The following is an 18,102-nucleotide window of genomic DNA, read 5'->3' on the forward strand; positions in this document are numbered from 1 at the left end:
CCATGAGCACGCTGCCGTTGTCACCGCAGGTCCTGGCCATCCTCGCGATGCTCATCGAGCAGCGCGCGGGCCTGCACTATGGCCTGGAGGACCGGGAGCTGCTGGCGGAGAAGCTGTCCACGCGGGCCATCGACGCGGGGTTCGACTCGCTGCTCGACTACTACTACTTCCTCCGCTACGACCCGAAGGGCACGGAGGCGCTGGACGCGCTGGTGGAGGCGCTGCTGGTGCATGAGACGTACTTCTTCCGCGAGCCCCAGGCGCTGGAGGTGCTGGTGGACGAGCTGCTCGTGCCCCAGGTGCGCGCCGGCCGCCGTCCCCGCGTGTGGTGCGCGGCGTGCTCCACCGGCGAGGAGCCCCTGACGCTGGCCATGCTCCTGGACGCGCGGGGCGTGCTGGGCGACGTGTCCCTCCTGGCCACGGACCTGAGCGCGCGGGCGCTGGAGCGCGCCAGGACGGGGGAGCACAACCTGCGCTGCATGCGCGCGCTGCCCCAGGGCGTGGAGGGCCGCTGGCTGGACGTGGTGAACGGCCGTCCGCGCGTGCGGCCGGAGCTGGTGGCCGCGGTGGAGTGGCGGCAGCTCAACCTGGTGGACACCGCGGACTTCCCCCCGCCGGAGAGCTGCGATGCGGTCCTCTGCCGCAACGTGCTCATCTACTTCCAGGACGCCACCGCGCGCCGCGTGGTGGACGGCATCACCCGGACGCTGAAGCCCGGCGGGCACCTGCTGGTGGGCACGTCGGAGTCGCTGATGCGCTTCGGCACGGCGCTGCGGTGCGAGGAGCGTCGCGGCGCGTTCTTCTACGGCAAGGCGGGCCCATGACGTTGCGCGTGCTGGTGGTGGATGACTCGGCGTTCGCGCGCAAGGTGCTGCGCAAGGTGCTGTCGGAGGCGGAGGGCCTGGAGGTGGTGGGCACCGCCCGCGACGGGCTGGACGCGCTGGAGCGCGTGGCGGAGCTCAAGCCGGACGTCATCACGCTGGACCTGGTGATGCCGGCGCTGGACGGCCCGGGCTTCCTGCGCGCGCTGTCCGGGATGCCGGACGCGCCCCGCGTGGTGGTGGTGAGCAGCGCGGACGCGGACAGCGACCTGGCGGTGGCCGCGCTCCAGGCGGGCGCGGTGGACCTGGTGCACAAGCCCACGGCGCTCGCCACCGACCGGCTCTACGAGCTGGGCGCGGAGCTGGTGGAGAAGGTGCGCATCGCGGGCCGAGCGGTGCCGCGCTACGCGCAGGAGCTGGCGGCCGTGGGCGCCCGGGCGGCGAGGCCGCTGTCCCCGGCGGCGTCCCCGAAGCTGCTGGCGGTGGGCACGTCCACGGGCGGGCCGCAGGCCCTGACGCGGCTGTTGGCGGCGCTGCCCCGGGACTTCCCCGCGCCGGTGGTGCTCGCGCTGCACATCCCCGCCGGCTACACGGAGGCCGTGGCGAAGCGGCTGGACTCCCAGAGCGCGCTGGAGGTGGTGGAGGCGACGGACGGCCTGGAGCTCCGGCCGGGCCGCGTGGTGCTGGCCCGCGCGGGGTTGCACCTGCGGGTGCAGCGGCACGGGGCGCTGGACCTGGCGCGCCTGGACCGCCAGCCGCTGGGCACGCCGCACCACCCCTCCGTGGACGTGCTCTTCCAGAGCGCGGCGGAGGGCTGGGGGCGGGACGCCGTGGCGCTGGTGCTCACCGGCATGGGCGAGGACGGGCTCCAGGGCGCCCGGGCCGTGCGCGCCGCGGGCGGCGTGGTGCTGACGGAGGCGGAGTCGTCCTGCGTGGTGTACGGCATGCCGCGCGCGGTGGCTGAGGCCGGGCTGTCGCACGGCAGCGCGCCGCTGGATGAGCTGGTGCCCCTGCTCGGGCGGTACATCCCCTGAGGTGTGGCCTCGCGGGCGCCGGCTTCAGGGCCGGTGCGCGGGGGGCGGGGGAGGCGGCTCGGGCGGCGGCCCCTTCTTGGGCGGCGCGCGGCGCGGCAGCGTGACGGTGAAGGTGGTGCCGTCGTCCTCGGTGGAGGTGACGTCGATGGTGCCGCCGTGGGCGTGGACGATCTCCCGCACGATGTAGAGGCCCAGGCCGTAGCTCATCTTCAGCGTGCGCGTCTGCTGCGGACCCTGGCGGAAGGGTTCGAAGAGGTGGGGCAGGGTGGCCTCCGGGATGGGGCGGCCCTCGTTGTGGACGCTGACCACCACCTTGTTGCGCAGGCCCCGCGTGGACAGGCACACGGGCGCGTCCGCCGGGCTGTACTTGAGGGCGTTCTCCACCAGGTTGGACACCACCTGGGCCAGCCGGTCCGGGTCCCACTGGCCCTGGGTGTTGCCCTTGTGCTCCACCTCGATGTGCCGCTTGGGGAAGGCCACGCGGAACTCGTGCGCCACCTTGGCGAGCAGCTCCTGCGTGTCCGCGCCGCGCGGTTCAATGACGACGCCGCCCACCAGCCGCGCGCGGGTGAAGTCCAGCAGCAGGCGGGTCAGCCGCTCGATGCGCACCGCCGCGGTGGCGATGCGCTGGCTGGTGCGCGCCGTCTCCTCCGCGGGGCCGCCCGCCGCCAGCACGCGCGACCAGTTCATGATGGCGCCGAGCGGGCTGCGGATGTCGTGGCTGATGATGCCCATCAGGTGTTCCTGGAACTCGGAGTGCCGGCGCACCTCTTCTTCCGCCCACTTGCGCTGGGTGATGTCGCGGCTGATGCCGAACAGGCCGAACACGTTGCCTTCGGGGTCGCGCAGGGGGCCCTTGGTGGACAGCCACACGCGCACGTCTCCGTCGGGGCCCTGCTGGGAGTCCTCGTAGGTGAGCGGCTGGCCCGCCTCCAGCACGTCCCGGTCGTGCCGGAGGTTGACGCGGGCCTCCTCGGGGGGGAACAGCTCCGCGTCGGTGTGCTCGCGCACCTCGGACACGGTGCGGCCCAGGGCCCTGGCGCCCGCGGAGTTGATGACCTGGTAACGGCCGTCCAGGTCCTTGATGTAGATGGCGTCGGTGGTGCCCTCCATCACCGCCTGGAAGAGCTGGCCGGCGCGCTGGAGCTCCTGCCGGGCCATGTATTCGCGGCTGATGTCGCGGCAGTGCACCAGCAGGCCGCCCTCCACGGGGCGGGCGCTCACGTCGAAGCAGAGGTCGCCTTCGGGCCAGCGGTGCTCGTAGCGCACGGCGGGCTGTCCGGTGGCGGGGGCCTCCAGGCGCAGGTGGGGCCCCAGGCCCAGCAGGTCCGCCACCTTCTTGCGCACGTCGTCCCCTGGCTGGGCGCGATCCGCGAGCAGCTCGCGCATGCGGGGGCTCAGGTAGGTGACGCACCAGTCGGCGTCCACGCCGAGGAAGGCCTCCGGCAGTCCCTCCAGCAGTGCGAGCAGACCCAGGCCAGGCGCGTCCGACGAAGGCGGAGCGGAGGAGCGGGAGCGCGGGCGGGCGGGGACGTGGGCCATCGTGGGGTCGGCGGGAACTTGGGGAGCAGGCCCCTTCAGGGAGGAAACACGGCGCGTGGGCGGAGCGTGCCCGGCATCAGGTCCGGGGAGCGGGAGGCAGGGTTGCGTCCAGACAGGCCGTTACGGGAAGGGCACGCTGGTGGATTTCCGAGGGTAGGCAGAAACCTCCGGGATGAAACGGGTCGGCGGTGCTCCTGTCGCTCCCTTTCCGCACGAGGTCACTCAGGCGACACACGGAACGGGGCTGGAAGGGGACGGGGCGCATCCGTCTGAACCATACCGCGCCCAAGGCGAAGCGGGGGCTTCAGCCCGGGGGACGGCTGGCTTCCGCACGGTGCGTCCCACCCAGGGCCTTCAGCCGTGCGCTGATGGCGGACGGTTGCGGCGGGAGCGGATGAAACAGGGCCGCTCGGGTGCCAGGGATGGGCGGGGTCCAGGAAACCCGGGTCAGAGGTGTCGCCGGAAATACCGCCCGATGGAGAGCAGCCGCATCGTGCGGAGGTCCACGGCATAGAGCACGACCTCCTGGAGGGGCTTTCCGGTGGTGGCCTCGACAGACTGAGTGGGCTCTGGCGGACAGCGTTGAGCGTTGGCGACGAGTTGCACCAACACCACACCCTCGGGACCTGGCGCCGCGGTCACGTCATAGGAGTCCCGCTGATCCAGGCACGCGGGCTGACGGGATGAAGGCGCATCCCACGGCAGGAAGTGCTCCATGGCGAGCTGGATGGCGGCGGTCGTGTTGCCATCGATGTGGAGGAGCCCCTGGCGCGGCAGCTCGATGGGGAAGGTGAATCGCGCTGCGTCCTCGGCGGAGGCGTGGGGAATCCCCCCAGCCGTCCGGCAACCCCCCAGGGCGAGCAAGAGCAGGCACGGCATCCAGGGCTTCACGGAAGGCTCCTTCTTGTTCGGAGGCTCACGGGCGTTGAACCGCGATGATGCGTCCGTGTCGTGGATCCACGGCATAGGTCGCTCCCATGTCCGTGACCGGGCCTTCTTCGATGCATGCACCCGGGCTCAGGGAGAAGCGCACCAGCACGACGTCTTCATTCCAGGGCGCCGCCTGCACGTCGAACGACTGACGCTGGAACAGGCATGCTTCGACGGGATCGCCTCCACGAGGAGGCTTCGTGCCAAGAGGCCGGAAGTCTTCGAGCGCCAGCTGGATGGCGGCGGCCGTCGCCGCCGGTACCACGACCTGTTCCGACTCATTCAAGGTCGAGGGGAACTTGAACCAGGCTGCTTCCCTGGCGGGAACCCGCGCGGGAAGCGACGGCCGGGGAGCGCATGCGCCCAGGAGCGCGCAGAGCAAGAGCATCGAGGGCTTCATCGCCGACCCCCGTGCATGTCGTCCGGGCCGGGCCCGGGATGCGGCGAGTTCCTCATGGCTCCTCCACGGCGGTGATGCGTCCAGTGGCCTTGTCCTCCGGGAGGATGCTTCCGACGCGCCTCCAGCGGCGCCCTTCGCGGACATAGATTTCGCCTGGCAGGTTGTCGTCCGCATGCGGCACCAGCTTGTGGATGATGCAGTGGGTGTCGAACTGGATCCGGAGGGAGTACCACTGTGTATCCGACTTCCGGTCCTCCTCGGAAAGGCTCGAGGGGAACCAGGGGTGGCTGTGGAAGTCAGCGAGGATGGAGGCCCTGCCCCGGGGATCCCGGACCTCCATGGGAGGACGACAGGATTTGCGCCGGCTCGTCCCCACCTGGACCCGCGTGGCGAGGGGAGAGGGATTGCTCGCGTAGTAGACGCCCTGCCCCAGGCTGTAGATGACGCCGCAGTACTCCATCCCGTAGTCACCCAAGGTGGCGGCGGGCAGGGTCATGATGGCGGGGCAGAGTTGATCGATGACGTCATCGACGTCGCGTGAAGGTTGGACGCGCTCCCAGGGGCCGCGCGCCCACACGCGACGAGAAGTGGCGTCCACGAAGCCGTAGTCGCTCCTGCCCTGTTGAGTGCTTCCACCAGCGCAGCCTGACAGCAGGGCGCAGAGGGTCAGGCCCTTCCGCGCTCGTTGTGGAAGACGCATGGTCCGCTCCCGCGGTCCGCAGAGCGTGGGAGCATAGCAGGCTGCCGTCGCGGGAGATGCCGGGCCTCACCCCTCCCCGATGAGGCGCGTCACCGCTCCGCAGAGCACGTCCAGGTCGAACGGCTTGTCGAAGACGAACGCGGCGCCCAGGCGCATCGCCTCCGCGTGGGTGGCGGCGTCGCCGAAGGCGGTGATGAGGATGACCGGCGTGGCCCAGTCCACCCGGCGCAGGCGCGCCAGGGCCTCCAGTCCGGTGACGCCCGGCATGCGCACGTCCGTGATGATGACGTCCGGCGCCGCGCCCTCCACGCCCGCCAGGCCCCGCGTCAGCGTGCCCAGCAGCTCGCGCCCGTTGGGCACCTCGTGCACGTCACAGCCGCGCCGCTGGAGCGCGCGCACCAGCATGCGGCGCATCTCCCGGTCGTCCTCGGCGATCAACACCCGGGGCCGCGTGGCGGGGGCCTCGTAGCCCGGCGCCCACGGCGTCTCCTCCTGCTCCGCGTCGTGTGTCGTGTCCTGGAACGCCATGGGGTGCTCCTCCGGGGTCGCGCTGTCCGACCGCGAAGAGGAGCATCCGCCGTGCCAGCGTCAGGGCTTCTTCGCCTCGCGCGACTCCTTCGCCTCCGCGTCGCCGCGCTCCAGCTTGCGGTAGAGCGTCTTGCGGTCCACGCCCAGGATGCGCGCCGCCAGCGTCCGGCTGCCGCCCACCGCCTCCAGCACGCGGTGGATGTAGCGGCGCTCCAGCTCCTCCAGCGTCACCAGCTCCGACGCGTCCGTGTTCTCCGGCACCACGCGCGGCGTGCTGTAGTTGCGGATGCGCTCCGGCAGGTCGTCCACCGTGAGCTGCTCGAAGGACGTGAGCGCCACCGCGCGCTCGATGCAGTTCTGCAGCTCGCGCACGTTGCCCGGCCACCCGTACGCCAGCAGGCGCTGCGCCGCCGCCGGTGACAGCCCGTCCACCTTCTTGCCCGTGCGCGACGCGAACTGCTCCACGAAGCGCTGCGACAGCAGCAGCACGTCGTTGCCGCGCGCGCGCAGCGGGGGCAGCTCCAGGCCAATGACGTTGAGCCGGTAGTACAGGTCCTCGCGGAAGCGGCTCTCCTCCACCGCCAGCTCCAGGTCGCGGTTCGTCGCCGCGACGATGCGCGCGTCGAACGGCGTCTCCGTGTCCCCACCCACCGGACGCACCACGCGCTCCTGCAACGCGCGCAGCAGCTTCGGCTGGAGCGTCATGGGCAGCTCGCCCACCTCGTCCAGGAACAGCGTGCCGCCGTTGGCCTTCACGAACAGGCCCGTGCGCGAGGCCTTCGCGTCGGTGAAGGCCCCCTTGGCGTGGCCGAACAGCTCGCTCTCCAACAGCTGCTCCGGCATCGCCGCGCAGTTGATGGCCACGAAGGGCCCCTCCTTGCGCCGGCCGCGCGCATGAAGCGCCCTCGCGGCCACCTCCTTGCCCGTGCCGCTCTCACCGGTGATCAGCACCGTGGCGTCCACGTCCGCCACCCGGTCGATGAGCGCGTACGCCTGCTTCAGGGCGGGGCTCTCCCCCACGAGCACGCCGTCGTCCTGGCGTTGATCCAACGCCTGGCGCAGCCGCCGCACCTCCGCGCGCAGGGCGCGGTGCTGCACGGCGCGCTCCAGCACCAGCACCAAGGCGTCCAGGTCGATGGGCTTGGTGATGAAGTCATAGGCGCCCGCGCGGATGGCGGCCACCGCCGTCTCCAGGCTGCCGAAGGCCGTCACCACCACCACCGGGATGTCCGGCCGGTTGAGCACGATGCGCTCGCACAGCGCCAGGCCGTCCATGCCCGGCATGCGCAGGTCGGTGAGCACCGTGTCGAAGTCCTCGCCGGACAGGCGCTGGAGGGCCTCGTCCGCCGCGGCCACGGCCACGGGCTGGAAGCCCCGGCGCTGGAGGCCCTTCTCCACCATGGCGCGCATCTCGCGCTCGTCTTCGACAATCAGGATGCGGCCTGGCATGCGTGCGTCCCCGGCGGCAGATAGATGGAGAAACAACTCCCACGGCCCGGCTCGCTCTTCACGTCAATCCAGCCGCCGTGGTCCCGCACCATCCCATAGGAGACGGACAGACCCAGGCCCGTTCCCTCGCCCACGTCCTTGGTGGTGAAGAAGGGCTCGAAGACGTGGGGCAGCACGTCCGGCGCGATGCCCGTGCCCTCGTCCTCCACGTCCAGCCGCACCCAGTCCTGCTCCGGCCCGCCCACGTCCGCGGGCGGCGTGGCGCGCAGCACCTGCGAGCGCACCCGCAGGGTGCCCGGCCGGTTCATCGCGTGGAGGCCGTTCATCACCAGGTTGGTGAGCACCTGCTGGAACTGCCCCGCGTCCACCTCCACCGTGAAGCCCTGGGGCACCTCCTGCGACAGCGCGACGCCGCGCTTGGTGGCCATGGGCTTGAGCAGCGCCAGGGTGCGCTCGGCCAGCAGCGACAGGTCCTCCGGCGCGCGCGACGGCGCCCTCCGCCGGGCGAAGTCCAGCAGCTGGCGGATGATGCCGGTCATGTGCTGCGCCTGCTGGAAGATGATGCGGGCGCACTCGCCCACCTCCTCGCCCTCCGCTTCCCCGGAGGACACCATCTTCGCGCGGCCCATCACCACGTTGAGCGGCGTGCCCAGCTCGTGCGCCACGCCCGACGCCAGCTTGCCCACCGTGGTGAGCCGGTCCGCGTGGCGCAGGTGCTCCACCGTGGCCAGCCGCGCCGCCGTCTCCGACGCCAGCCGCGCCCGCGTCTCCTCCAACTGCTCGCCCATCCGGTTCATGGCCACCGCCAACGTCGTCAGTTCGTCGCCGCGCTCGTTGCGCAAGGGCACTCGCGCCGTGAGGTCGCCCTCTCCAATGCGCCCCGCCAGATGCACCAACTGCTCCACGGGCTGCCCCACCAGCTTTCGGCCCATGGCCATGGCGGCCAGCAGGAAGAACACGGAGAGCGCGGCGGTGGCGATGACCGTGCCCACCACCGTGGTGTGCACGTGCTGCTCCTGCTCGGACAGGGACTCGGTGATTTCGATGGCGCCCGCGCGCCGGCCCAGGAACACCGGCGTGTACGAGCGCAGCACGCCCGGGCTGCTGGACGTGTCCATCAACCAGCCGTCGTGGCCCGCGCGCAGGCTGAGCAGCAGCGCGGGGGGCAGCGCCGGCGCGAAGCCGGAGCCCGGCCCGCCGTCCAGCCACACCCAGCGCAGCCGCACCTGCTCCTGGAAGCGGTTGGCCTGGTTGAGGAGCGTGAGGGCCTCGGCCTCGCCCGCCAGCTGCCACGCCTTGCCAATGGAGCCGGCCAGCGTGTGGCCGAGCAGGCGGTGGTCGTGCTGCGAGTCGATCTCCGACCGGGTGAGCTCCTGGTGGACCTGGAACGCCTGGAGCCCGGCCATCACGGCGACGGCGAGCAGCACGAGGGCCAGGGTGAATTTGCGAGCGAGCTTCACGGAAAAGGCAACCCCCGGTTCGTGCGTGAGGGGGAAGGAACACACGGACCGGGGTGGTACGCTACGGGTACCGCGGGTGCTGCGTCACTGCGACAGATGGCTAGTTGCTGCCCGAGCTCTCGGACGGGGTGGTGGCCGCCTTCTGGCTGGCCGCCGGCTTCGCCTTCTTCGCCTTGGTGGGCTTCGCCTGGGTGGTGGGGGCAGCGGCCTTGGGGGCCTTGGGGGCCGCGGCGAAGGCGCCCATGGAGGCGAGGGACAGGGACAGACCGAGGACGAGGGCGGAAGTGCGCTTCATGGAAGACTCCGGTTCAGGCCCGCGAGAAGTTGGGTGCGGGGCTGACCGGGCCTAGAGCATTGCTCGTGCCAACTCCCGCTCCAGAGGGACGCACGGGCGGACGGGGGGCCTGATACCCGCGAAATGCCTGGGGCGTATTGCCCCGAGAGGGGCAGGATGCCCCGGAACATGCGGGGCCGGACGGATCCCCGGACCCGGAGGGTGCGTGGCATGGGCCATGCTCCTGGGGGGCGAAATGACCAACGCCCCCCCGCATGAAGCAGCCGCGTCCCCCGTGCGCATCCTGGTGGCCGAGGACGACGACGCGATGCGGGCCATGCTCGTGCGCACGCTGGTGCGCGCGGGCTACACGGTGGTGGAGGTGGAGGACGGCTTCGAGCTGGGGGACTACGTGGCCATGATGCAGGGCCAGGGCGGCACGCTCGCGCCGCCGGACCTCATCGTCAGCGACGTGCGCATGCCGGGCCGCAGCGGCCTGGAGGCCCTGAAGCGGCTGCGCGAGCAGGGCATCGCGTGCCCCGTCCTCCTGCTCAGCGCCTTCGCGGACGACGAGACGCACGCGGAGGCCCTGCGGCTGGGCGCGCGCCAGCTGCTGGACAAGCCGGTGGACCTGGACGTGCTGAAGGCGGCGGTGCGTGAAGCGGTGGCGCGGCCCTAACCGGGCATCTCCTCGGGCTCGGCGCCGGGCGCCTGGGGGGCGGGCAGCGGCTGGCCGTGGAGCTCGGCGTGGAGCCGGTCGCGGTCCAGCTCCCCCTCCCAGCGGGAGACGACGATGCTGGCGACGCCGTTGCCGATGAAGTTGGTGAGCGCGCGCGCCTCGCTCATGAACCGGTCGATGCCCAGGATGAGCGCCAGGCCGGCCACCGGCACGGACGGCACCACCGCCAGCGTGGCGGCCAGGGTGATGAAGCCCGCGCCCGTCACGCCGGAGGCGCCCTTGGACGTGAGCATCGCCACGCCCAGCAGCGTGGCCGTCTGGGTGAGGGTGAGGTCCACGTTGAGCGCCTGGGCCACGAACAGCGCCGCCATGGTCAGGTAGATGTTGGTGCCGTCCAGGTTGAACGAGTAGCCGCTGGGCACCACCAGCCCCACCACGGACTTGGAGCAGCCCAGCCGCTCCAGCTTCTGCATCAGCGGCACCAGCGCGGACTCCGACGACGACGTGCCCAGCACCAGGAGCAGCTCCGCGCGGATGTAGCGCAGGAACTTCAGGATGGAGAAGCCCGTCAGCCGCGCCACCACGCCCAGCACGCCCACCACGAAGAGGCCGCACGCCAGGTAGAAGCAGCCCATCAGGCGCAGCAGCGGGCCCAGGCTGGTGACGCCGTAGGCGCCCAGGGTGAAGGCCATGGAGGCCCCCGCGCCAATGGGCGCCAGCTTCATCACGGTGCCAATCATGTGGAAGAAGGCCTTGGACAGCGCCTCCAGGAGGACGACCACGGGCCTCGCGGTGGCGCCCAGCGCGGTGAGGGAGAAGCCGAACAGCAGCGCCAGCAGCAGCACCTGGAGCAGGTCGCCCTCGCCGGTGAAGGCGTCCACGAAGGTGCGCGGGATGATGTGCAGCAGGAAGCCCGTGGTGGACTGGTCGTGCGCCTGCTGGGCGAAGCGGGCCACGGCGCTCGCGTCCAGCGTGCGGGGATCCACGTTGAAGCCGGACCCGGGCTTGAGCACCGTCACCACCAGCGCGCCGATGAGCAGCGCGAACGTGGAGATGACCTCGAAGTAGAGCAGCGCCTTGCCGCCCACCCGGCCCACCTTCTTCATGTCCGCCACGTTGGCGACCCCCAGCACCACGGTCAGGAAGATGACCGGGGAGATGAGCATCTTCACCAGCGCGATGAACGCGTCGCCCAGCGGCTTGAGCTTCACCGCCGTGGCCGGGAGGAGGTGACCCAGGAGGCCCCCGGCGAAGATGGCCGCCAGGACCCACAGGTAGAGGCGCGAGGAGGACTTCGGGTGTCCGGCTTCCGCGGTGTCGGCGCTCATGGTCCTGTCGTCCTCAGGCTGACTTCTGTTCGGCTTCGTCCTTCTCGAACAGCTGCTCCAGCTCGCGGCGCGCGCGGACGATGACCTCCATCATCTTCTTCTCGTCGCGGAACACCTTCGCGCTCTCCAGCATCAGGGCCTCGTCGTGCTCGCGGAAGCGCTCCACGGAGCGGCGGGCCTCCCCGAAGGTGAGGCCCATGGCCTGGAGCACGTCGTTGGCCATCACGAGGCTGGCGTCGAACGTCTCACGCACCAGGTGCGTGACGCCCAGGTCCAGCAGCCGGTACGCGTGCTCGCGGTTGCGCGCCCGCGCGTAGATGGTGAGGTTGGGGAAGTGCTCCTGGACCATCTGCGCGGTGCGCAGGGACGCGGCCATGTCGTCGATGGCCAGCACGAACACCTTCGCCTTGTCCGCGCGGGCCGCGCGCAAGAGGTCCAGCCGGGACGCGTCGCCGTAGAACACCTGGTTGCCGAAGCGCTGGATGAAGTCGATGTGCTCCGCGCTCGCGTCAATGGCGGTGAAGCCGATGCGCCGGGCGCGCAGCAGGCGGGCCACCACCTGCCCCACGCGGCCCATGCCCGCGATGATGACCGGGTGGTCCTGGTCCGGGGACACGTCGTATTCGCGCTGCGGCCCCTTCTTCTTGAAGCGCGGCGCCACCCAGCGCTCGTGGATGACGGACAGGAACGGCGTCACCGCCATGGACATGCCCACCACCAGCACCAGCAGGTCCGCCTGCGGGCGGTCCATCACGTGGAAGGCCACCGCCAGGGAGAAGAGGACGAAGGCGAACTCACCGCCCTGCGAAATCACCACCGCCAGGTTCAGCGCGGAGCCCGGCTTCTTCAGGCCCACGCGCCCCAGCCCGTACAGCACCAGCGCCTTGAGGAAGGTGAGGCCCAGCACCAGCGCCAGCACGCGCAGCGGCTCATGCGCCAGCAGCGTGAGGTTCACGGACATGCCCACCGCGATGAAGAACAGGCCCAGCAAGAGGCCCTTGAACGGTTCGATGTCCGCTTCCAGCTCGTGGCGGTACTCGGACTCCGACAGCAGCACGCCCGCGAGGAACGCGCCCAGCGCCATGGACAGCCCCACCGCGCTGACCAGCGACGCGGTGCCCACGACCACGAGCAGCGCCGTCGCGGTGAACAGCTCCTGGCTGTGCACGGACGCCACCGCGCGGAACACCGGCCGCAGGAGGTAGCGGCCCGCCACCACCACCAGCACCACCGCGCCCGCGGCCTTCAGCGCCGTCAGCCAGCCGGCCTCCGTGGCGGGCGCCTCGGAGACGCCCAGCAGCGGCAGCAGGGCCAGGAGCGGGATGACCGCCAGGTCCTGGAACAGCAGGATGCCGAAGGCCAGCTGCCCGTGCTCCGCGGCGAGCTGGTTCTTCTCCCCCAGCAGCTGGAGCGCGAACGCGGTGGAGGACAGCGACAGGCCGAAGCCCGCGATGATGGCCGCGCCCCAGGCGAGCCCCAGCGCCCGCCCCACGCCCGCCAGGAGCAGCCCCGTCAGCACCACCTGCGCCCCGCCCATCCCGAACACCGACCGGCGCAGGCTCCACAGGCGCGACGGCTGCAGCTCCAGGCCAATCACGAACAGCAGCAACACCACGCCCAGCTCCGCGATGTGGAGGATGTTCTCCACGTCGGAGATGAGGCCCGCGCCATACGGCCCGATGGCCGCGCCCGCCGCCAGGTACCCCAGCACGGAGCCCAGCCCCAACCGCTTGAAGAGGGGCACGGCGATGACCGTGGCGGCCAGGAACACCAGCGCCTGATGCAGGAATGACATAAGGCGCCTGCATGGCACGCTTAAGGCGGTGCGGCAACTGGAGCCGAGGGGGCTCTCACCTGCTGGGTGGGCAACAGGGTGAGGGGCGCGGACGCGGGCGCGTCAGTGCTCGTAGGCGTCGCGCGGGCGCGTCAGGGGGCCGCCGGCTCCCGCCTGCTGCGTGACGGTCGCGGGCGCGGCGAGGTGCGCCACGGGCAGCGTGAAGGTGAAGACGCTGCCGGTGCCCAGGGTGCTCTCCGCGCGGATGCCGCCGCCGTGGGCTTCCACCAGTCCCTTGGCGATGGCCAGGCCCAGGCCGGTGCCCCGGCTGGCCGCGTCGCGCGCCTGCCAGTAGCGGTCGAAGATGTGCGGCAGCGCGTCCGGGGTGATGCCGTTGCCCGTGTCGCGCACGTCGAAGGACACCTCGTTGCCGCGCACCGTCGCGCGCATCGACAGGGTGCCGCCCGGCGGGGTGAACTTCACCGCGTTGCCCAGCAGGTTGCCCATCACCTGGAGCACGCGGCTGCGGTCGCACTTCACGCGCAGCGACTCCGGGGGCAGGTCCGCCTCCAGGTGCAGCCCCTTGGCCTCCGCCAGCGGACGGATGGCCTCCAGCGCCTCGGTGGCCAGCGACGCCGCGGGGTACTCGCCCAGCTCCAGCGGCAGGTGCCCGGCTTCCAGGCGGCCCCAGTCCAGCAGGTCGGAGATGAGCCGCGACATGCGCTCCGCCGCGTCGTTGATGCGCGTGGCCTGCTTGGCCACGGCCTCGCCGCCCGGCTTGCCCGCCGTGCCGCGCAGCAGCAGCGCCGCGCCCAACTGCACCACGCCCAGCGGGTTCTTCAGGTCGTGCGACACGACGGCGAGCAGGTCCTCGCGCGCGCGGGCCGCCCGGCGCGACTCGCCCACCAGCCGCGCGTTGTCGATGGCGAGGCTCGCGCGCAGGCACAGGTCCTCCGCCAGCGCCAGGTCATCCGGGCCGTACCGGCGCCCGGAGCCGGAGCTCACGAACGTCACCGCGCCCAGCGTGTGGCCGCGCGCGCGCAGCGGGATGATCATGTACGAGCGCGCCTGGAGCGCCTCCAGCATCGCCGGGTGCGCGGGCTCCGCCGCCGCGGCGCGCAGCAGCGACTCCGTCACCGCCGGCACCAGCTCCGGCTCTCCGGTGCGCAGCACGCGCAAAAGGCCCACCGGCGCGTCGTCGCGCACCTCCGTGCGCATGGGCAGGCCCCGGGCGCGCTCCTGCTGCGTCGGGTCCAGGCACGCCACCGCCGCGCGGCCCACCCACGGCCCATGCTCCAGCGCGTCCACCAGGCACCAGTCCGCCAGGTCCGGCACGGCCAGGTGCGCGAGCAGCGTGTACATGCCCTGGGGATCCGGCGGGTGGGTGAAGAGCGTCGTCATCGCCTGGTAGAGGAACGAGCGGCGGCGCTCGGCCGTCTCCACCTCCGCGCGCGACGCCAGCTCCAGCTCCAGGGCGCGCGAGTAGACGGCCTCCGCCTCCGTGAGCGCCCGCGCGGTCACCAGGACGGCAGGGGACACGTCCGCGTCCGTCCCCAGCGGCGTGAGCACCAGCGCGTGCGGCCGCAGGCCCTGCATGCCCGGCCAGGGCGCCTCCACGGTGGTGGACTCGCGCAGCGTCATCACCCGGACGCGCGCGGCCTCCAGCGCCCTCAGCGCGTCCTGGGGCAGGCCCAGCTCGCTCCAGTGCCGGCCGGCGAGCTCCCCCTCGGTCCGCCCGAGCGCCCGGGCGCCCGCGGCGCTGCACGACACCAGCCGCCCCGAGCCATCCAGCAGATAGGCAGGATCGGGGATGGCGGCGAAGGCCGCTTCATAGGCCGGACCAGTCGTGGGAGCGCTCATCGGGGAGGAGGGGACGGGGAGATGTCCCATTGGACTCGATATTGACACTCCGTGCCAGGGACGCCATTCCGCCCCGGAATCCAACCGGATGAGTTTCACTCAACCAACACTTCAGGGCGTGCGGCCCGCCGGCTGGTAGAGCGCCTGCAACCTGCGAGCGATCTGCCCCAGGGGGAGGACTTCGTGCGCCAGGTTGGCGCCCACCACCACCGCGGGCATGCCGTAGACGACGGACGTCGCCTCGTCCTGGGCAATCACGCGCCCGCCCGCCTGGTGCACGTCCCGGATTCCGTCCAGCCCGTCCTGGCCCATGCCGGTGAGCACCACGGCCAGTGACGTCTGCCCATACGCGCGGGCGACGGCGCGGAACAGCCAGTTGGCGGAGGGGCGGAACCCCTGGATGGGGGCGGCGCCGGACACCTGGACGCGGTGGTCCGTCGTCACGCCCAGGTGCTTGTCGTCCGGGGCCAGGTACACCGTGCCGGGCAGGAGCGGCTCGCAGTCCTCGGCCACCTTCACCCGCAGCTTCGTGGCCGTGCCCAGCCACGTCGCCAGCCCCGACCCGAAGCCCAGCGCGATGTGCTGCACCACCAGGATGGGCGGCGGGGGCGTGTCCCGGCCGTTGAGGTCGGACAGGATGCGGTGGAGGGCGGCGGGGCCGCCGGTGGACGCGGCCATGGCCAGCACGGACGGCGGGCGCGGCTGGGGGGTGGACGTGGGCTCGGCCGGGGGCGGCGGCGGGGCGGCGCGGTCCGGCCAGCGGCGCACCACCTTCACCTGGGCCATGGCCTTGAGCGTGTCGCGCAGGCGGCGGCTGTCCGCCTCGAAGTCCGGCGACTCCGGGCCCACCGGCTTCTGGAGCACCGCGAGCGCTCCGGCCCTCAGCGCGGCCATGGATGTCTGGATGTCGCGCTCCACCAGCGTGGACACCACCACCACGGGCGTGGGCACCTCCGTCATGATGCGGCGGGTGGCGTCCAGGCCGTCCATGCGCGGCATCTGGATGTCCATCGTCACCAGGGAGGGCTGGAGGCGCTGGCACAGCTCCACGGCCTCCAGGCCATCCTTGGCCTCACCCACCACGGTGAGCGCCGGGTCGGTGCGCAGGATCTCCACCAGCAGCCGCCGGGCGGTGGGCGAGTCCTCGGCCACCAGGATGCGCAACGGTTCGGTCTTCATAGCAGTCGCCTCAGCGTCTCCAGCAGGCTCGTCGGGTCAAACGCGCTCTTCACGATGTAGGCGCTGGCGCCGGCCTGCAGTCCGCGCGCCTTGTCCTCGGGCTTCTCGCGCGACGTGACGAGCACCACCGGCACCCGCCCGAAGCGGGGCGACGCGCGCACGGCCTCCGTGACCTGGAAGCCATCCATGCGCGGCATCTCCACGTCCAGCACCAGCGCGTCCGCGCCGCCCGCCTGGAGCCGCTCCCACGCCTCCGCGCCATCCGCGCACGCCGTGACGTCGAACCCGGCGCCCTCCAGGATGCTCTGCTCCAGCATGCGCGTGGTGGGCGAGTCGTCCGCCAGCACCACGCGCTTGCGCACCGCCTTCTCCCGGGGCGTGGGGAAGAAGTGGGCGGACGGGCGCCCGCCCGCGGCCCGCACCAGCGAGGCCGGGTTGAGCAGCAGCGCCATGCGGCCATCCGGCAGCACCGCCACCGCTGCCACGTGCCGCGCGCGCTTCACGCGGCCGCCCAGCGAGCGCACCAGCACCTCCTGCTCGGCGATGACCTCGTCCACCACCAGCGCCGCCTGCGCGGTGCCCGCGGACAGCACCACCGCGGACGGCCGCGCCTTGGGCGCGCCCGCGGGCAGGTCCAGCACGCCCGCGAGCGACGCCAGGGGCACGAGCGCGTCCGGCGTCACCCAGGACATGCGGCCCTCCACCTCGCGCACGTCGGAGGGGGACAGGCGCAGCAGCCGGTCCACGCCCTCGCTCGCGAGCGCGAGGATCTGCCCGCCCGCGGTCACCAGCAGCACGCGCAGGGTGCTCAGGGTGAGGGGCACGTCCAGCGTGAAGCGGGTGCCCTGGCCGGCCTTGAAGGCCACCTCCACGCTGCCGCGCAGGGCCTCCACCTGGGCGCGCACCACGTCCAGGCCCACGCCCCGGCCGGACACCGCCGTCACCTTCGCCGCGGTGGACAGCCCGGGCATGAAGACGAGCCGGGCGGCCTCCTCGTCGTCCTCGGGCGCCTCCAGGCCCCGGGCGCGCGCGCGCTCGCGCAGCGCCTCCAGGTCCAGGCCGCGCCCGTCGTCCTCCACCGCCACCTCCACCCGGCTGCCGCGCAGCCGCGCGGACAGCACCACGCGGCCCTCCTCGGACTTGCCGTGGCGCACGCGCTCCTCGGGCGCCTCCAGGCCGTGCGCCACCGCGTTGCGCACCAGGTGCAGCAGCGGCTCGCGCAGGGACTGGAGCAGCGAGCGGTCCAGCTCCAGCCCGCCGCCGTGCACCTCCATGCGCGCGCGCCGGCCCAGGCCGTGCGCCACGTCGCGCGCGGCGCGCTCCAGGCCCGTGCAGCCCTCCTCGAAGGGGAGCATGCGGGCGCGGCGCACCTCGTCGTCCAGGCCGGTGGAGGACTGGAACAGCGCGCGGCGGTCCTGCGCCAGCACGCGCGCCACCCGCGCCAGCTCCATCTCCACCCGGCGCAGCGTCGTTTCAGAGGAGGTGCCGCGCACCGTCCCGCGCAGGCTGGCGGCGTCGTCGCGCAGCTGCTCCAGCGACTCGGCGTGGCCTTCCAGGCGCAGCATGGCCACGCGCAGCTCGCCGCTGCGGCTCAGGAGCGCGTCCAGCTTCTGCCCGGACACGCGCACCGGCAGCGCCTCCCCGCTGGCCTGCGCCGGGACCGCGGGCTCCGGCTCCGGCTCCGCGTCCGCGGCTTCGGGCGAGGGGGGCCTCGCGCCGGCCCGGGGGGGCTCCGGCGCCCGTGCGGGCATGCCGTGCGCGGCCTGCTCCAACTGGGGCAGCAGCGCCTCCAGCGGCGAGCCGGGCAGCTCCTGGCGCGACGCCAGGCGGCGGCCCGCGTCGTCCAGCGCGTCCACGGTGGCGAAGCACAGCTCGAACAGGTCCGGCGTCGGGGCGCGCCCGTGGAGGAGGGACTCCAGCACCTCCTCCATGCGGTGGCAGGCGTTCTCCACCATGCTGGCGCTGGCCGCGCGCGACGCGCCCTTCACGCTGTGCAGCGTGCGCAAGAGGCCCGGGATGAGCTCCCGCGCGCGCGCCGGGGCCTGCTCCAGCGCGAGCAGGTCCCGGTTGAGGGACACGACGTGCCCCTCCAGCTCCTCCAGGAACGAGTCCAGCAGTGCCTGCGCCAGCCTGTCGCGATCCAT

16 protein-coding genes are annotated in these 18,102 nt (G+C 72.5%); 3 read left to right on the forward strand and 13 right to left on the reverse strand.

All coding sequences use genetic code 11. The features are described from left to right. Positions 1-2 precede the first annotated feature (2 nt). Both GTY96_RS13415 and cheB (GTY96_RS13420) read left to right on the forward strand, forming a co-directional pair. Entirely contained in the window at positions 3-824 is an 822-nt protein-coding gene (locus GTY96_RS13415) for a CheR family methyltransferase (protein WP_161664925.1), read from the forward strand. Next, positions 821-1,855: a chemotaxis-specific protein-glutamate methyltransferase CheB gene (gene cheB / locus GTY96_RS13420; protein ID WP_161664926.1), complete on the forward strand. Its 1,035-nt coding sequence runs from the start codon at positions 821-823 to the stop codon at positions 1,853-1,855. Before GTY96_RS13415 ends, cheB (GTY96_RS13420) begins: the two co-directional genes overlap by 4 nt. A 24-nt stretch (positions 1,856-1,879) precedes the next feature. Here the strand turns inward: cheB (GTY96_RS13420) and GTY96_RS13425 are convergent, their stop codons facing one another. The 8 genes from GTY96_RS13425 to GTY96_RS13460 form a co-directional block, all read right to left on the reverse strand. Then, a complete protein-coding gene (locus GTY96_RS13425; RefSeq protein WP_161664927.1) occupies positions 1,880-3,397 on the reverse strand; it encodes a PAS domain-containing sensor histidine kinase in 1,518 nt (505 codons plus the stop codon). A gap of 447 nt (positions 3,398-3,844) precedes the next feature. Beyond that, positions 3,845-4,288, reverse strand: a complete 444-nt coding sequence (locus GTY96_RS13430) for a hypothetical protein (RefSeq protein ID WP_143909125.1) — start codon at positions 4,286-4,288, stop codon at positions 3,845-3,847. A gap of 25 nt (positions 4,289-4,313) precedes the next feature. Next, on the reverse strand, positions 4,314-4,709 hold the full coding sequence (locus tag GTY96_RS13435) for a hypothetical protein (RefSeq protein WP_235685574.1): 396 nt from the start codon (positions 4,707-4,709) through the stop codon (positions 4,314-4,316). 70 nt (positions 4,710-4,779) lie between these two features. Next, positions 4,780-5,325 (reverse strand): hypothetical protein, encoded by a 546-nt coding sequence (locus GTY96_RS13440; RefSeq protein ID WP_255443017.1) that lies wholly within the window; start codon positions 5,323-5,325, stop codon positions 4,780-4,782. A gap of 168 nt (positions 5,326-5,493) precedes the next feature. Beyond that, entirely contained in the window at positions 5,494-5,955 is a 462-nt protein-coding gene (locus GTY96_RS13445; protein WP_143909118.1) for a response regulator, read from the reverse strand. A 60-nt stretch (positions 5,956-6,015) separates the two neighbouring features. Continuing rightward, positions 6,016-7,404 carry a sigma-54-dependent transcriptional regulator gene (locus tag GTY96_RS13450; protein WP_143909116.1) on the reverse strand — a complete coding sequence of 463 codons (1,389 nt, stop codon included), beginning with the start codon at positions 7,402-7,404 and terminating at the stop codon, positions 6,016-6,018. Then, positions 7,386-8,864, reverse strand: coding sequence for a sensor histidine kinase (locus GTY96_RS13455; protein ID WP_143909113.1), 1,479 nt, complete (start codon positions 8,862-8,864; stop codon positions 7,386-7,388). Before GTY96_RS13455 ends, GTY96_RS13450 begins: the two co-directional genes overlap by 19 nt. Positions 8,865-8,964: 100 nt before the next feature. Further along, entirely contained in the window at positions 8,965-9,159 is a 195-nt protein-coding gene (locus GTY96_RS13460) for a hypothetical protein (RefSeq protein ID WP_143909111.1), read from the reverse strand. Positions 9,160-9,394: 235 nt separating this feature from the next. On the opposite strand from GTY96_RS13460, the gene GTY96_RS13465 reads away from it, so the two are divergent. Further along, complete coding sequence (locus tag GTY96_RS13465; protein ID WP_235685575.1) at positions 9,395-9,817, forward strand: response regulator; 423 nt, start codon at positions 9,395-9,397, stop codon at positions 9,815-9,817. Here the strand turns inward: GTY96_RS13465 and dctA are convergent. The 5 genes from dctA to GTY96_RS13490 form a co-directional block, all read right to left on the reverse strand. Further along, positions 9,814-11,145 (reverse strand): C4-dicarboxylate transporter DctA, encoded by a 1,332-nt coding sequence (gene dctA / locus GTY96_RS13470; RefSeq protein ID WP_161664928.1) that lies wholly within the window; start codon positions 11,143-11,145, stop codon positions 9,814-9,816. The genes GTY96_RS13465 and dctA overlap by 4 nt on opposite strands. 13 nt (positions 11,146-11,158) lie before the next feature. Next, entirely contained in the window at positions 11,159-12,940 is a 1,782-nt protein-coding gene (locus GTY96_RS13475) for a monovalent cation:proton antiporter-2 (CPA2) family protein (RefSeq protein ID WP_143909106.1), read from the reverse strand. A 102-nt stretch (positions 12,941-13,042) separates the two neighbouring features. After that, positions 13,043-14,779 carry a sensor histidine kinase gene (locus GTY96_RS13480; RefSeq protein WP_143909104.1) on the reverse strand — a complete coding sequence of 579 codons (1,737 nt, stop codon included), beginning with the start codon at positions 14,777-14,779 and terminating at the stop codon, positions 13,043-13,045. Between the two features lie 111 nt (positions 14,780-14,890). Beyond that, positions 14,891-15,958, reverse strand: a complete 1,068-nt coding sequence (cheB, locus tag GTY96_RS13485; protein WP_143909102.1) for a chemotaxis-specific protein-glutamate methyltransferase CheB — start codon at positions 15,956-15,958, stop codon at positions 14,891-14,893. Beyond that, entirely contained in the window at positions 15,955-18,102 is a 2,148-nt protein-coding gene (locus tag GTY96_RS13490) for a hybrid sensor histidine kinase/response regulator (protein WP_161664929.1), read from the reverse strand. The genes cheB (GTY96_RS13485) and GTY96_RS13490 overlap by 4 nt, the downstream gene beginning before the upstream one ends.

The organism is Corallococcus silvisoli, from assembly GCF_009909145.1.
Classification (GTDB): Bacteria; Myxococcota; Myxococcia; order Myxococcales; family Myxococcaceae; genus Corallococcus; species Corallococcus silvisoli.

Excerpts from the sequence above, each read along its gene's own strand:
- GTY96_RS13415 (WP_161664925.1), top strand. The coding sequence starts at position 3 with ATGAGCACGCTGCCGTTGTCACCGCAGGTCCTGGCCATCCTCGCGATG.
- cheB (WP_161664926.1), top strand. The coding sequence starts at position 821 with ATGACGTTGCGCGTGCTGGTGGTGGATGACTCGGCGTTCGCGCGCAAG.
- GTY96_RS13425 (WP_161664927.1), bottom strand. The coding sequence starts at position 3,397 with ATGGCCCACGTCCCCGCCCGCCCGCGCTCCCGCTCCTCCGCTCCGCCT.
- GTY96_RS13445 (WP_143909118.1), bottom strand. The coding sequence starts at position 5,955 with ATGGCGTTCCAGGACACGACACACGACGCGGAGCAGGAGGAGACGCCG.
- GTY96_RS13450 (WP_143909116.1), bottom strand. The coding sequence starts at position 7,404 with ATGCCAGGCCGCATCCTGATTGTCGAAGACGAGCGCGAGATGCGCGCC.
- GTY96_RS13460 (WP_143909111.1), bottom strand. The coding sequence starts at position 9,159 with ATGAAGCGCACTTCCGCCCTCGTCCTCGGTCTGTCCCTGTCCCTCGCC.
- GTY96_RS13465 (WP_235685575.1), top strand. The coding sequence starts at position 9,395 with ATGACCAACGCCCCCCCGCATGAAGCAGCCGCGTCCCCCGTGCGCATC.
- dctA (WP_161664928.1), bottom strand. The coding sequence starts at position 11,145 with ATGAGCGCCGACACCGCGGAAGCCGGACACCCGAAGTCCTCCTCGCGC.
- GTY96_RS13475 (WP_143909106.1), bottom strand. The coding sequence starts at position 12,940 with ATGTCATTCCTGCATCAGGCGCTGGTGTTCCTGGCCGCCACGGTCATC.
- GTY96_RS13480 (WP_143909104.1), bottom strand. The coding sequence starts at position 14,779 with ATGAGCGCTCCCACGACTGGTCCGGCCTATGAAGCGGCCTTCGCCGCC.
- cheB (WP_143909102.1), bottom strand. The coding sequence starts at position 15,958 with ATGAAGACCGAACCGTTGCGCATCCTGGTGGCCGAGGACTCGCCCACC.
- GTY96_RS13490 (WP_161664929.1), bottom strand. The coding sequence starts at position 18,102 with ATGGATCGCGACAGGCTGGCGCAGGCACTGCTGGACTCGTTCCTGGAG.